General features: G+C 60.9%; 12 protein-coding genes. 5 read left to right on the forward strand and 7 right to left on the reverse strand.

Features of this window, described 5'->3' with window-relative positions:
* The first annotated feature begins 65 nt into the window (after window positions 1-65).
* Both ampC and dtpB read left to right on the forward strand, forming a co-directional pair.
* On the forward strand, window positions 66-1,214 hold the full coding sequence (ampC, locus tag PG881_RS01570; RefSeq protein WP_270797835.1) for an FOX/MOX family class C beta-lactamase: 1,149 nt from the start codon (window positions 66-68) through the stop codon (window positions 1,212-1,214).
* 515 nt (window positions 1,215-1,729) lie between these two features.
* Window positions 1,730-3,235, forward strand: coding sequence for a dipeptide/tripeptide permease DtpB (gene dtpB, locus PG881_RS01575; protein ID WP_011706918.1), 1,506 nt, complete (start codon window positions 1,730-1,732; stop codon window positions 3,233-3,235).
* 47 nt (window positions 3,236-3,282) lie between these two features.
* Here the strand turns inward: dtpB and ruvX are convergent, their stop codons facing one another.
* Together ruvX and PG881_RS01585 are read right to left on the reverse strand one after the other, a co-directional pair.
* A complete protein-coding gene (ruvX, locus tag PG881_RS01580) occupies window positions 3,283-3,705 on the reverse strand; it encodes a Holliday junction resolvase RuvX (protein ID WP_011706917.1) in 423 nt (140 codons plus the stop codon).
* A gap of 46 nt (window positions 3,706-3,751) precedes the next feature.
* A complete protein-coding gene (locus PG881_RS01585; RefSeq protein WP_016351591.1) occupies window positions 3,752-4,306 on the reverse strand; it encodes a YqgE/AlgH family protein in 555 nt (184 codons plus the stop codon).
* Between the two features lie 118 nt (window positions 4,307-4,424).
* Between PG881_RS01585 and PG881_RS01590 the strand changes: the two genes are divergently transcribed.
* Complete coding sequence (locus tag PG881_RS01590; protein ID WP_270797836.1) at window positions 4,425-6,050, forward strand: methyl-accepting chemotaxis protein; 1,626 nt, start codon at window positions 4,425-4,427, stop codon at window positions 6,048-6,050.
* A gap of 110 nt (window positions 6,051-6,160) precedes the next feature.
* Here PG881_RS01590 and gshB read toward each other — a convergent pair whose 3' ends face one another.
* The 5 genes from gshB to metK form a co-directional block, all read right to left on the reverse strand.
* A complete protein-coding gene (gshB, locus tag PG881_RS01595; protein WP_270797837.1) occupies window positions 6,161-7,114 on the reverse strand; it encodes a glutathione synthase in 954 nt (317 codons plus the stop codon).
* A 114-nt stretch (window positions 7,115-7,228) separates the two neighbouring features.
* Entirely contained in the window at window positions 7,229-7,960 is a 732-nt protein-coding gene (gene rsmE, locus PG881_RS01600; RefSeq protein ID WP_029304178.1) for a 16S rRNA (uracil(1498)-N(3))-methyltransferase, read from the reverse strand.
* Between the two features lie 63 nt (window positions 7,961-8,023).
* Window positions 8,024-8,707 carry an endonuclease gene (locus PG881_RS01605; protein ID WP_060390007.1) on the reverse strand — a complete coding sequence of 228 codons (684 nt, stop codon included), beginning with the start codon at window positions 8,705-8,707 and terminating at the stop codon, window positions 8,024-8,026.
* A 76-nt stretch (window positions 8,708-8,783) separates the two neighbouring features.
* A complete protein-coding gene (locus PG881_RS01610) occupies window positions 8,784-9,329 on the reverse strand; it encodes a SprT family zinc-dependent metalloprotease (RefSeq protein WP_270797838.1) in 546 nt (181 codons plus the stop codon).
* A gap of 69 nt (window positions 9,330-9,398) precedes the next feature.
* A complete protein-coding gene (metK, locus tag PG881_RS01615) occupies window positions 9,399-10,550 on the reverse strand; it encodes a methionine adenosyltransferase (protein ID WP_270797839.1) in 1,152 nt (383 codons plus the stop codon).
* 342 nt (window positions 10,551-10,892) lie between these two features.
* Here metK and tkt point away from each other — a divergent pair, with 342 nt between their 5' ends.
* Together tkt and PG881_RS01625 are read left to right on the forward strand one after the other, a co-directional pair.
* Window positions 10,893-12,884 (forward strand): transketolase, encoded by a 1,992-nt coding sequence (gene tkt / locus PG881_RS01620; RefSeq protein ID WP_016351585.1) that lies wholly within the window; start codon window positions 10,893-10,895, stop codon window positions 12,882-12,884.
* 410 nt (window positions 12,885-13,294) lie between these two features.
* Complete coding sequence (locus PG881_RS01625) at window positions 13,295-13,696, forward strand: hypothetical protein (RefSeq protein WP_270797840.1); 402 nt, start codon at window positions 13,295-13,297, stop codon at window positions 13,694-13,696.
* Window positions 13,697-13,800: the final 104 nt, after the last annotated feature.

The following is a 13,800-nucleotide window of genomic DNA, read 5'->3' on the forward strand; positions in this document are numbered from 1 at the left end:
GGCTCATGCCCGGCACACGCAGGCCGGTTAGGCTGACAGCTCCTGAACATACTGAGATTTTTGCCATGAAACAGACCAGATCCCTGCCACTGCCGGCCCTCGGCACCCTGCTGCTTGCCCCGCTCTCCCTGGCGGCCCCCGTTGATCCGCTGAACGCTGTGGTGGATGACGCCATCCGCCCCATGCTCAAGCAGCACAGGATCCCGGGCATGGCGGTCGCCGTACTGAAGGGGGGGCAGGCCCACTACTTCAACTATGGGCTGGCCGATATGGCGGCCGGGAAGAAGGTCAGCGAGCAGACCCTGTTCGAGATTGGTTCGGTCAGCAAGACCTATACCGCCACCCTGGGTGCCTACGCCGTGGTCAAGGGGGCGATTGGGCTGGAGGACAAGGTGAGCCGGCACGCGCCCTGGCTCAAGGGCTCCGCCTTTGATGGTGTCACCATGGCGGAACTCGCCACCTACAGCGCCGGGGGGCTGCCGCTGCAATTCCCCGACGAGGTGGAATCGGTCGAACAGATGCAGGCTTACTATCGCCAGTGGACGCCGGCCTATCAGCCGGGCAGCCATCGCCAGTACTCCAACCCCAGCATCGGCTTGTTCGGCTATCTGGCGGCGAGCAGTCTGCAGCAGCCGTTTGCCCAGTTGATGGCGCAGACCCTGCTGCCCGGGCTCGGCTTGCATCACACTTATCTCGAAGTGCCGAAGCAGGCCATGGGGGACTACGCCTATGGCTATTCGAAAGAGGACAAGTCCATCAGGGTCAATCCCGGCATGCTGGCCGACGAGGCCTACGGCATCAAGACCAGCTCGGCGGATCTGCTCGCCTTCGTGAAGGCCAATATCAGCGGGGTTGATGACAAGGCGTTGCAGCAGGCCATCTCCCTGACCCACCAAGGACGCTACTCGGTCGGCGAGATGACCCAGGGGCTGGGCTGGGAGAGTTACACCTATCCCGTCAGCGAGCAGACGCTGCTGGCGGGCAACTCCTCGGCGGTGATTTACAATGCCAACCCGGTCAAACCTGTTGCCGCGTCCCAAGAGACGGGGGGGGCGCGACTCTACAACAAGACCGGCTCGACCAACGGCTTTGGTGCCTACGTGGCCTTCGTGCCTGCCAAAGGGATCGGCATCGTCATGCTGGCCAACCGCAACTACCCCAACGAAGCCAGGATCAGCGCGGCCCATGCCATTTTGAGCCAGCTGGCCCCTTGATCCGCCACACTTGGCGGACGGCCCACGGGTCGCCAACACCATATTGAAAAACGCCGGCCAGTCCGGCGTTTTTTTATGCATAGAGGGTTGGCAGCGGGAAAAACAGATCCGTTTGCACCAATAAAACTAATGTGGTTTCATTAGAAAACTTCACCTATTGCAACAAGTGAAGTGTGATCGGCTATTGGTTTGCGTTAATAGCAGTGTCTTATCATGCCATCTGTCGATTTTTCGGCTTTTACAATTGTCGCGAGAGTGTACGGTGTGCGATGACGGGTGCAAACAGCTGCCAGCCCGTTGCCAAACGCCTGCGGAATATTGTGCCGGGCATGAAGTCGCCCGATCCCCCACCTTATCGTGTCAGGAGCCATCCGGCTTATTCCCAGCCCTGCCAGCTGACCATCCGCCGCTGCGAGCACAGTGGTGATCACCACAGACAGAGGTGCCCGTGCACACTTATCCGTGCGGCGGCCCCATATCACACCAATAAAAAACACCAAGACAGGTAGGTTAGCATGCGTCCATCGGCCCCGACCGGGTTGTTGCAACAGCCCAAACCCTTTTTCATGATCTTCTTCGTCGAACTCTGGGAGCGCTTCGGTTATTACGGCGTCCAGGGGATCCTAGCGGTGTTCTTCGTCCAGCAGCTGGGATTTTCACAGGAGCAGTCGTTCATCACCTTCGGTGCCTTCTCGGCGCTGGTATATGGCCTCATCTCGGTGGGTGGCTATGTGGGCGACCACGTGCTGGGCACCAAACGCACCATGGTGCTGGGGGCCATCGTGCTGGTCATCGGCTATTTCATGACCGGCATGTCCATCTACAATCCCGACCTCATCTTCTATGCACTGGGCACCATCGCGGTCGGCAACTGCCTGTTCAAGGCCAACCCCGCCAGCCTGCTCGCCAAGTGTTATGAGCGCGGCGATCCCCGGCTGGATGGGGCCTTCACCCTGTTCTACATGTCGATCAACATCGGCTCGCTCATCTCGCTGTCGCTGGCGCCGGTCATCGCCGATCACTACGGCTATACGGTGACCTACAACCTGTGCGGGGTGGGCCTGGTCATCGCGCTGCTGACCTTCTTCGCCTGTCGTCACATGGTCAGGGACATCGGCTCCGAGCCCGACCATCTGCCGCTCGATTACGGCAAGCTGCTGCTGGTCTTGCTGGGATCGGTGGCGCTGGTCTTCTTCTGCGCCTGGCTGATGCACCACGTGGTGATCGCCAACATGGTGCTGATGACGGTGACCCTGGCCGTGGTGATCTTCTTCTTTCGCGAGGCCTTCAAGCTCGATGCGGTGGCCCGCAACAAGATGTACGTGGCCTTCGTGCTGATGCTGGAAGCCGTGGTGTTCTACGTGCTCTACGCCCAGATGCCGACCTCGCTCAACTTCTTTGCCATCAACAACATGCATCACGAGATGCTGGGGATGAGCGTCAACCCCATCAGCTTCCAGGCGCTCAACCCCTTCTGGGTGGTGGTGGGCAGCCCGGTGCTGGCGATGATCTATACCCGGCTGGGCAGCAAGGGGCGGGATCTCACCATGCCCCTCAAGTTCACCCTGGGCATGCTGTTCTGCTCCCTCGGCTTTCTCACCGCGGCGGCGTCCGGCATCTGGTTTGCCGATGCACAGGGGCTCACCTCACCCTGGTTCATGGTGCTCATTTATCTGTTCCAGAGTCTGGGAGAGCTGATGATCAGCGCCCTGGGGCTGGCCATGGTGGCGGCATTGGTGCCGCAGCGGCTGATGGGCTTCATCCTCGGGATGTGGTTCCTGACCCAGGCGATGGCCTCTTTGCTGGGAGGCTATGTGGCGACCTTTACCGCCGTGCCGCAAGGGGTGACCGATCCGCTGCAGACCCTGCCAATCTACACGGACGTGTTTGGCAAGATTGGGCTGGTGACGCTGCTGGTGGCGGTGGTGATGGCGCTGATGGTGCCCTGGCTCAACCGCATGATGCATGCCGGTCAGGGTGAAGAAGGGGAGGATCTGCTCTCGCAACAGGCCAAGGCCTGATGCAGGCATGGGGGAGGGGCAGGATTGACCTGCCTCTCCCCCGTCTGTCAACCGTACTGCTCTTCCATCCAGGCTTCCAGGATCAGCTGGGCGGAGACCCCGTCCACGCTGCCTTTCTCCAGCGCCCGATAACCTCCCCGCTCGAACAGACGCGCCCGCGCATCCGTGGTGGTGAGCCGCTCGTCCTTGAACTCCACCTGTTTGCCGAAGCGGCCGTGCAGCCGGTTGCCGAATTTGCGGGCCCGCACCGTGATCTCTTGCTCGGTGCCGTCCATGTTGAGCGGCAGGCCGACAACCAGCAGATCCGGTTGCCACTCCTTGAGCAGCTTGTCGATGTCGTCCCAGTTGGGGATGCCGTCGTTGGCCTTGATGGCGCGCAGGGGCTGGGCCGTGCCGGTAAGCTCCTGACCGATGGCCACCCCTATGCTTTTGGTGCCGTAGTCAAAGCCCATGATACTGCGTGATGACATTGCATTGATTCCTCAAAATGCCTCGCGAAATGCGTGGCAAACGGCATCAGCTGTGGCCGATGTCGCTGGATAGATGGATGGGGTTGACCCCTATGCTGGCGGCGGCCTGCTGCCAGCGCTGATGGATCGGGGTCTTGAACACCAGATCCGGATTGGGCGGTATCACCAGCCAGGCACCGTCGACCAGCTCCTGCTCCAGCTGGCCGGCACTCCAGCCGGCATACCCGAGCGCCACCAGCCAGTGGGCGGGGGCCTCCTCGGTGCCCAGGGTTTCCAATATATCCTTGGAAGTGGTGACCATGAGTTCATCCCCCACCTGCAGGGTGGAGTTGAAGCCGGGTCGGAAGCTGTGCAGCACGAAACCGCGGTCGGCGTGCACCGGCCCTCCCTGCAGCACCGGCTGCTTGAGCTCGGGGCTGGGGGGCGGCGCCAGCTTGAGCTGGGTCAGCATGGCATCCAGCGACATGTCCACCGGGATGTTGACCACCAGCCCCATGGCGCCCTCTTCGCTGTGTTCGCACAGGTAGACCAGCGAACGCTCGAAATAGGGATCGGAGAGGCTCGGCATGGCGAGCAGGAAGTGATTTTGCAGTGTTTGCATATGGGCCAAATATTGCAAAGGTATTTGGGTCAATTATGGCAGTTCGCCGAGGCGGGCAAAACCGCTTTTTACCGCTTGCGGGCCGGTTCCCCGCCGCAGCCAGGATGGAGATAACACCATGGAAGGTATTTCGATCAGACAGAAGTTGATCCTGGGCTGTGTGGTACCCCTGCTGGCACTGGTGCTGCTGGTGATCGGGGCTATCCAGGCGATGTCCCAGCTGATGGCAGGGATGAACAGCATGTATCAGGGGGAGGTGGTGCAGCTCAAGGAGCTCAAGCAGATCGCCGATCTCTACGCGGTCAAGGTGATCGATGCGGCCAACAAGGCCAATGTGGGGGGCTTTGACCCCGCCAGATCGCGCGCGGACATGAGCGCCGCCCAGCAGGAGATCAAGCGCATCTGGCAGGGCTACCGCAGCCAGCCGATGAGCCAGGCGGAGCAGCGGGAAGCCGACCAGATGCAGGGGCTGTTCGCGGCGGCAGACCGGGAGATTGAGGCGGTGATGCAGATCCTGGCCGACATGCAGGGGAGCAATCAGGGTCAGCTGGCCGCCCATATCATGCCACTCTATCGGGTGATCGACCCGGTCAGCGACGGGATCAGCGCCCTGGTGGAGTATCAGCTGAAGGAGGCCGAGAAGAACATGACCGAGCTCAACGTGCTCAGGGTACAGCTCAACCGGCTGTTTATCTTGCTGCTGGTGGTCGGCGGCGCCTGCATCCTGTTCTTCGGGGTGTGGGCCGGGCGCAGCGTCAGCCAGCCCCTGGCTGCCATGGGCGGGATCTTGCGCGGCATGCAGACGGATCTCGATCTGAGCAAGCTGGCACCGGTGCTGCGTAAGGACGAGATGGGCGGGCTGTCCCACTCCCTCAACGACGTGATCTGCCATTTTCGTGAGCTCATCACCCAGATCAACGGCATGGCGGAGCAGCTCGCCAGGGAGTCGGCCCAGCTGGCCCATATCGGCGTCGAGAGCCGCCAGCGCTTCGCCCAGCAGCAGGCCGAGACCGATCAGACCGCGACGGCCATGAACCAGATGAGCGCGACCGTGGCGGAAGTGGCCAACAGCTCCAACAACGCTGCCGATGCGGCGCGCCATGCCGACGGGATTGCCCGGCACGGTCACCAGATAGTGGCGGACGCCATCCAGTGCATGTCCGGGTTGTCGTCCCAGATCCAGAACACCGCCGCCATGATCACCCAGCTGGCTGATGACAGCCGCAATATCAGCAGCGTGATGGACGCCATTCGCGGCATCGCCGAGCAGACCAACCTGCTGGCGCTCAATGCCGCCATCGAGGCGGCGCGGGCCGGCGATCAGGGGCGAGGGTTTGCGGTGGTGGCCGACGAGGTGCGCACCCTGGCCCAGCGTACCCAGCGATCCACCGAGGAGATCGGCAAGACCATCGTCAAGCTGCAGCAGGGGGCTACCCAGGCGGCGTCCAGCATGGAGCTGGGACTGGATCAGGTGGAGCAGTCCAACCGCACCGTGCTGGCCTGCGGTCAGGCGCTTGGCGAGATAGTCAGTTCGGTCAACGTGATCAACGAGATGAATACCCACATCGCCACGGCGGCGGAGGAGCAGAGCAAGGTGGCCGAGGACATCAGCCGCAACGTGGTCAATATCGCCCACATCGCCAGCGAGTCGACAGAGGCCGCCTCCCAGTTGAACCAGAGCTGCCACGAGCTGGAACAGCTATCAAGCGAACTCAAGGTGAAGGTGGGGCAGTTCCGCTGCTGATGGGCAGAGGCAGGAAAGAGCAAAGGCAGGATGGAAAAAAACAGGATAGAAAAGAGGCGGCCCCGGGGCCGCCTCTGTAGTTTATCGTCTGTAGTCGTGGCTGGAGCCGCTCAAGCCTTGGCCAGCCGACGCTCGATGGCATCCATCAGTATGCCGGTGATGTGCACGTCGAAGGCCGCTTCAATCTCGCGGATGCAGGTCGGGCTGGTGACGTTAATCTCGGTCAGCCGATCGCCGATGATGTCGAGACCGACGAAGATGAGCCCCTTCTCTTTCAGCGTCGGGCCCACCGCACGGGCGATGGCCCAGTCTGCTTCGCTCAGGGGGCGCGCCTCGCCACGGCCGCCGGCCGCCAGGTTGCCACGAGTCTCCCCCTGGGCCGGGATGCGAGCCAGGCAGTAGGGCACCGGCTCACCGTCCACCACCAGCACCCGCTTGTCACCATCCTTGATGGCGGGCAGATAGGTCTGCGCCATGCAGTACTGGCTGCCGTGCTCGGTGAGGGTCTCGATGATGACGCCGACGTTGGCGTCATCCTCCTTCATGCGGAAGATGGAGGCGCCGCCCATGCCGTCCAGCGGTTTGAGGATGACGTCCTTGTGCTTGGCGTGGAAGGCGCGCAGTTTGTCGGCACGGCGGGTCACCAGCGTGGTCGGGGTGTGCTCGGCAAACCAGGCGGTGTAGAGCTTTTCGTTGGCGTCGCGCAGGCTCTGCGGCTTGTTGACGATGAGGCAGCCCTCATCCTCAGCCCGCTCCAGCATGTAGGTGGCGTAGATGAACTCTGTGTCGAAGGGGGGATCCTTGCGCATCAGGATCACGTCCAGGCTGGAGAGCGGCTGATCCACTACCTCGCCCAGCGTGTACCAGTCGGCATAGTCATATTTGACGGTGAGCGGACGCATGGTACCGAAGGCGCGACCGCCCTCCATGTAGAGGTCTTTCATCTCCAGATAGAACAGCTCGTAGCCGCGCTTTTGCGCCTCTTCGAGCATGGCGAAGCTGGAGTCCTTCTTGATGTTGATGGCCGAGATGGGGTCCATCACGATGCCGAGTTTAATGGTCATCCGCTGTTCCTTCTTAATGGCTCGAGGGGGTTGTAGGGTCGATTAGCGCAGCGTAATCGGCCGCTTGCGGCTGCATCGAGGTTGCCGTGCGGCTGCTCAATGCGGCCGATGGGATCAAGCGAGATCGCCGAATCGGCATTGCAGCGCAGTAATCGCCGTCAGGGCGGCGGTTTCGGTGCGCAGCACCCGCGGCCCCAGCAGCATCTCTTTGAAATCTTCCTGCACGGTACGGGCGATCTCGTCGCTCGACAAGCCCCCTTCCGGGCCGATCAGCAGGCGCACGCCGTGCTCAGGGATTGGCAGGGTGTTGATGCTGTAAGGGGCGCGCGGGTGCAGGTTGAGCTTGAGCTCCTGAGTCTCTTCCGCCAGCCAGGCGTCTAGTTCCATCGGCATGCGCACCTCGGGCACGGTATTGCGGCCGCACTGCTCGCAGGCGCTGATCACCACCTTCTGCCACTGCTCGCGTTTTTTCTCCAGTCGATCGGCCGGCAGCTTGACGCCGCAGCGCTCGGAGAAGAGCGGGGTGATGCAGGTGACGCCCAGCTCCACCGATTTCTGGATGGTGAAGTCCATCTTGTCGCCGCGGCTGATCACCTGACCCAAGTGGATGGCCAGCGGGGATTCCACCGAGCGGGTGTCGCAACTGTCGATGGTCACTTCCACCGACTTCTTGCCGACGTTGGCGATGGTGGCGGGGTACTGGTTGCCGTCGCCGTTGAACAGCTCGAGCTGCTGACCCGGCTGCATGCGCAGCACCCGGCCGATGTGGTTGGCACCGTCTTCCGACAGGGCGAGGGTCTGGCCCACCTGCAGGGCGGCCGGTTCATAGATACGTGGAATGCGCATGGCTCAGTGTCAGTCTCTGGTTCAAGAAGAGGGGGTTTAAATCCCTTGTGCCCATAGATGGGGTTATCGGCACTGCTTTTCAATAAAGGGGTTGGTATTGCCCTGCAGCTTGCCGATGCGGCGGTTGCGCTCGCACTCCCAGCCGTCGGCCGGGTACTGCCTGTCCCAGGCTTCGAACAGTTTACGCTGTTGCGCCGCCAGACGCAGCCCATACTGCTGGCTCATGTAGAGGTAGGCGCGGGCGATCTGGCCACGTACCGGCCCCTTGGGCGGCTGCACCTGGCGATTTTTGAAGTCCACCAGCATCCGGCACTGGCCGTACTGATCCGGGGTGCCATTCCAGTCGGAGAAGCGGAAGTTGGCCCGATCGCCGTTCACCTCGCCGATGGCGGGGAAGAGGTTGTGCATGTCCCCCTCCATCTGGTTGAACTCGTCGCTTTTGCCGCAATTCTTGCGACCGCCCTGCTGCCAGCACTGAAGCTGGTGGCCGAACTCCCAGGCCGGTACCACGTGCTCCCACTCGATGCGGGCGGCGCGCTTGGGCTGCTTGCGCGGCTCATAGCCGCAGCTGGCCAGATCCGGGCTCATTTTCTTGCCCTGATAGTCAATCTTGCAGCCGCAATAGAAGGTAACCGGGTGATCCTGATAGAGGCGGTTCAGATCCTGTTTGGCGGCGCGAAAGGTCTGGGCATGCAGGGGCAGACTGACCAGCAGGGTCAGGGCGAGAGAGAGCAGGGGACGAAACATGGTGATCCTTGGCAATGAGATGGTTGGCGGAAAAAGCAGAGAGGCACCCTAGCACAGGGACGCAACACCGGCTGGCTTACTGCGACGAGCCAGCCCGTTCCAGCGGCTGCTTGCAGCTGCGGCAGTGGTAGCGAGCCTCGCCGCGCACCACCTTGTTGTGGCGGCGCACCGACAGCTGATGCTGCTGGCAGAGGCAGCGATAGGGGATGGTCGGCTGCGCCAGGACCGCCAGATCGAAGCTATGGGTGGTTCTGGGCTCAAGGCCGAACACCTCCCGCATCACCGATTGCCACTGGCGGCCGTGAGGCAGCACCCGCGATCTGCCACGCCCTTCGCCGCTATGTTCACCCCAAAGGGCATAAACCAGCAGGTGGGCCACCTCGTGGGGCACCACCTCGGCCAGAAACGCCTGTTGGTTGGCCTGATAGAGGGCCGGGTTGAAGCGCAGCTCCCAGGTTTGCAGCCGCGCCGACCCTGCCGCCCGGCCACGCATGTTGCAATGGACTTGCGGGCGGGGAAAGGGGCGGCCAAGGCGCGCTTCGGCCTGCACAAAACAGGCATCGACACGGGCGAGCAACTGCTGGTGCAGGGCAGAGTCGAGGCGGGTAGCGGTGACGGACATCGGGTTCTCGGCAAATGGCGGACAAGCAAAAGGGGAGCCAGGCTCCCCTTTATACCACAAGCGTGACGCTTACAGACCGGCGGCGGAACGCAGCAGTTCGGCCTTGTCGGTCTGTTCCCACGGGAACTCGTTGCGACCGAAGTGACCGTAGGCGGCAGTGGCCTGGTAGATCGGGCGCTTCAGATCCAGCATCTGGATCAGGCCGTACGGGCGCAGTTCGAAGTGCTCGCGTACCAGCTTGACCAGCAGATCCTCGGCCACCTTGGCAGTGCCGAAGGTTTCGACACTGATGGAGGTCGGCTCGGCCACGCCGATGGCGTAGGAGATCTGGATTTCACAGCGATCGGCCAGACCGGCGGCGACGATGTTCTTGGCCACGTAGCGGGCGGCGTAGGCAGCGGAGCGGTCAACCTTGGACGGATCCTTGCCGGAGAAGGCGCCACCACCGTGACGGGCCATGCCGCCGTAGGTGTCGACGATGATCTTGCGACCGGTCAGACCGCAGTCACCCATCGGGCCGCCGATGACGAAACGGCCGGTCGGGTTGATGAAGTATTTGGTGTCCTTGTTGACCCACTCGGCCGGCAGTACCGGCTTGATGATCTCTTCGCGCACCGCTTCCACCAGATCCTTGTGGCTGATGGACTCGGCGTGCTGGGTAGACAGAACCACGGCATCCACACCGATGATCTTGCCTGAGTCGTCGTAGGCGAAGGTCAGCTGGCTCTTGGCATCCGGGCGCAGCCACGGCAGGGTGCCGTTCTTGCGCACTTCAGCCTGACGCTTCACCAGCAGGTGAGAGTAGGTGATGGGGGCCGGCATCAGCACGTCGGTTTCGTTGGTGGCGTAGCCGAACATCAGGCCCTGGTCGCCCGCGCCCTGCTCCAGCGGATCGCTGCGGTCAACGCCCTGGTTGATGTCCGGGGACTGCTTGCCGATGGCGTTCAGCACGGCGCAGGAGTCGGCGTCGAAGCCCATGTCGGAGTGGGTGTAGCCGATGTCGCGCACGGTGTCGCGCACGATCTGCTCGATGTCTACCCAGGCGGTGGTGGTTACTTCACCGGCCACCATGACCATGCCGGTCTTGACCAGGGTCTCGCAGGCGACACGGGCCTTGGTGTCTTGCTTGAGGATGGCGTCCAGGACCGCATCGGAGATCTGGTCCGCAATCTTGTCGGGATGGCCTTCGGAGACCGACTCGGAAGTAAACAGCTTTGCCATGATGGGATTCTCAGCTTGTCTGGGGTTATCGCCGCAGCAATAACCGGGTGATGATAGGATGATTGTAGAGGTATCTACATCTGGACGTCCATTTTAGTTAGCGCCCCCCTCGATTGCCAGCACTATTTTGGTTTTACCGCCCCCTGGCCGAACAAGATCCGCGCTTTACCCCATTTGGGGTGTAAAGCGGTTACGGCTCAATCGTTTGCCCTGTCAAGAAAAGCGATTGAGCTCCCAAAGCCACTTTATTCGCCCAGATAATATTTGCACGCCGCGCCCCCTGCTGGGACAATAACGCGCCTTAATCTTGGCCATCAAATGAAGCAATCGCAGGAGATACAGATGCCTTCTCGTAAAGAGCTTGCCAATGCCATTCGCGCATTGAGTATGGATGCCGTTCAAAAAGCCAACTCCGGTCACCCGGGCGCCCCCATGGGAATGGCGGATATCGCCGAAGTGTTGTGGCGCAGCCACCTCAAACATAACCCGAACAACCCCAAGTGGGCCGACCGCGACCGTTTCATTCTCTCCAACGGCCACGGCTCCATGCTGCTGTACTCCCTGCTGCACCTCTCCGGTTATGACCTCTCCATCGACGATCTGAAAAACTTCCGCCAGCTGCACTCTCGCACCCCGGGTCACCCGGAGTACGGTTACGCGCCGGGCGTTGAAACCACTACCGGTCCGCTGGGTCAGGGCATCACCAATGCCGTGGGCATGGCGATCGCCGAGAAGGCCATGGCCGAGCAGTTCAACCAGCCGGGTCACGACATCGTCGACCACTACACCTACGCCTTCATGGGCGACGGCTGCCTGATGGAAGGTATCTCCCACGAAGCCTGCTCCCTGGCCGGTACCCTGCAACTGGGCAAACTGATCGCGTTCTGGGATGACAACGGCATCTCCATCGACGGTCACGTGGAAGGCTGGTTCACCGACGACACCGTCAAGCGCTTCGAAGCTTACGGCTGGCACGTGATTGCCGCCGTTGACGGCCACAGCCCGGAAGCGATCAACGCTGCCATCGAAGCCGCCAAGGCCGAGACCGGCAAGCCGACCCTGATCTGCTGCCGCACCATCATCGGTTACGGTTCCCCGAACAAGTCCGGCTCCCACGACTGCCACGGTTCACCGCTGGGCAATGACGAGATCGCCGCCGCCCGTGCCTTCCTGAAGTGGGACCACGCGCCGTTCGTTATCCCGTCCGACATCGCTGCCGAGTGGAACGGTCAGGAGAAGGGCGCCAAACTGGAAGCCGACTGGGCTGCCAAGTTTGCCGCCTATGAAGCCGCTCACCCGACCCTGGCTGCCGAATTCAAGCGCCGTACCGCTGGCGAGCTGCCGGCCAACTGGGCCGCTGAATCCGCCAAGATCATCGAAACCCTGCAAGCCAACCCGGCCAAGATCGCGACCCGCAAAGCGTCCCAGAACTCGCTGGAAGCCTTCGGCAAGCTGCTGCCGGAGTTCATGGGTGGCTCTGCCGACCTGGCGCCGTCCAACCTGACCATGTGGTCCGGTTCCAAGTCCCTGACCAACGACGATGCCTCCGGCAACTACATCCACTACGGTGTACGCGAGTTCGGCATGTCCGCCATTATGAACGGTATCGCCCTGCACGGTGGTTTCATCCCCTACGGCGCCACCTTCCTGATGTTCATGGAATACGCCCGCAACGCCCTGCGCATGGCCGCCCTGATGAAGCAGCGCGCCATCTTCGTTTACACCCACGACTCCATCGGTCTGGGTGAAGATGGCCCGACTCACCAGCCGGTCGAGCAGATCGCTTCCCTGCGTCTGACCCCGAACATGAGCACCTGGCGCCCGTGTGACCAGGTTGAATCCGCCATCGCCTGGAAGCACGCCATCGAGCGTACCGACGGCCCGACTGCGCTGATCTTCTCTCGTCAGAACCTGGCCCAGATGGACCGCAGCGCCCAGCAACTGGCCGACACCGCCAAGGGTGGCTACGTGCTGAAGGATTGTGCTGGCAAGCCTGAGCTGATCCTGATCGCCACCGGTTCCGAAGTGGAACTGGCCGTTGCCGCCTATGAGCAGCTGACTGCCAAGGGCCGTGCCGTGCGCGTGGTCTCCATGCCGGCCACCGACGTGTTCGACGCCCAGTCTGCCGAGTACAAAGAGTCTGTCCTGCCGGCCTCCGTCACCAAGCGTGTGGCCATCGAAGCCGGTATCGCCGACTACTGGTACAAGTACGTGGGCTTTGGCGGCAAGATCATCGGCATGACCACCTTCGGTGAGTCTGCGCCGGCCGAGCTGCTGTTCAAGGAATTCGGCTTTACCGTGGAAAACGTGGTTGCGACTGCTGAATCCCTGTAATCGCTGAATATTGGGTCAAGCTGACTCAATAGCCGGAACGATAAAACGCCCTCCATCGCAAGATGGAGGGCGTTTTTTATGGCTGCTTGGGTATGACGAAATAGTGTGTGGGCCGATACGGGAGGTATTCAGATCGATTATTTGATCAATCTCCCTTTTTCTTTTGAATTTGCTTTCAAGTTTGGCGTCATACGATACCATGTTGGGCGGCTTACCCCCGTCATTACAAGGCATAAACCAATATTCGGTAGCGTCCATTGAACAAGCCTGGTTGGCAACGTTCGGGCTATTTGATGGTTGCTGGCTGCTTGGTGTCATGCAGCAGGGTTGTCGGGATGGCGGTCAGTTTTTCATGAAGAGTTCTTGATTATAAAAATGTCATGTGACGTATATCTGAAATGGAGTTTCCCATGTCTTGTTCCATTGTCATCAATCAGTCAGCACAGAAACTACAAGTAAATAAGGACAGCTACGATCTAGGAAGAATATCGAATGTACAGGTTCGGGTCCTTTCCTGGAGAGACAAAATACTCAATATGATTATGTTGGGGGCCATTGCTTCCAGTTTACTTTTCATATTTGTGCCAACGGATGCACAAGGTCAGGTTATTACATGGATTCTTCCTGCTATTGCATTTTTGATTGGTGCATGTCTGGCACTGGTGATAAGTACCAAGTATGAGTTTCGGTTGGAGTTCAGGCATTCTGATGAGGTAGGGGTGCAATGGTTCACGGCAGCCAAGAGTCGAGCCGAGAGTGACTTTACATTGTTCAAACAGTGGGAAGCTGAACTAAAGCACCATATTCGATAGCGTGTTATTGGCCCGCAGGTTCGATTGGCGAAGCGTCATCGAACGTTCGCATATCTGCGTCGATGCCATAATATCCCTTCCTGTTACCAAACAAGAGACCGGCA

The organism is Aeromonas sp. QDB54, assembly GCF_027707385.1.
GTDB lineage: Bacteria > Pseudomonadota > Gammaproteobacteria > Enterobacterales > Aeromonadaceae > Aeromonas > Aeromonas hydrophila.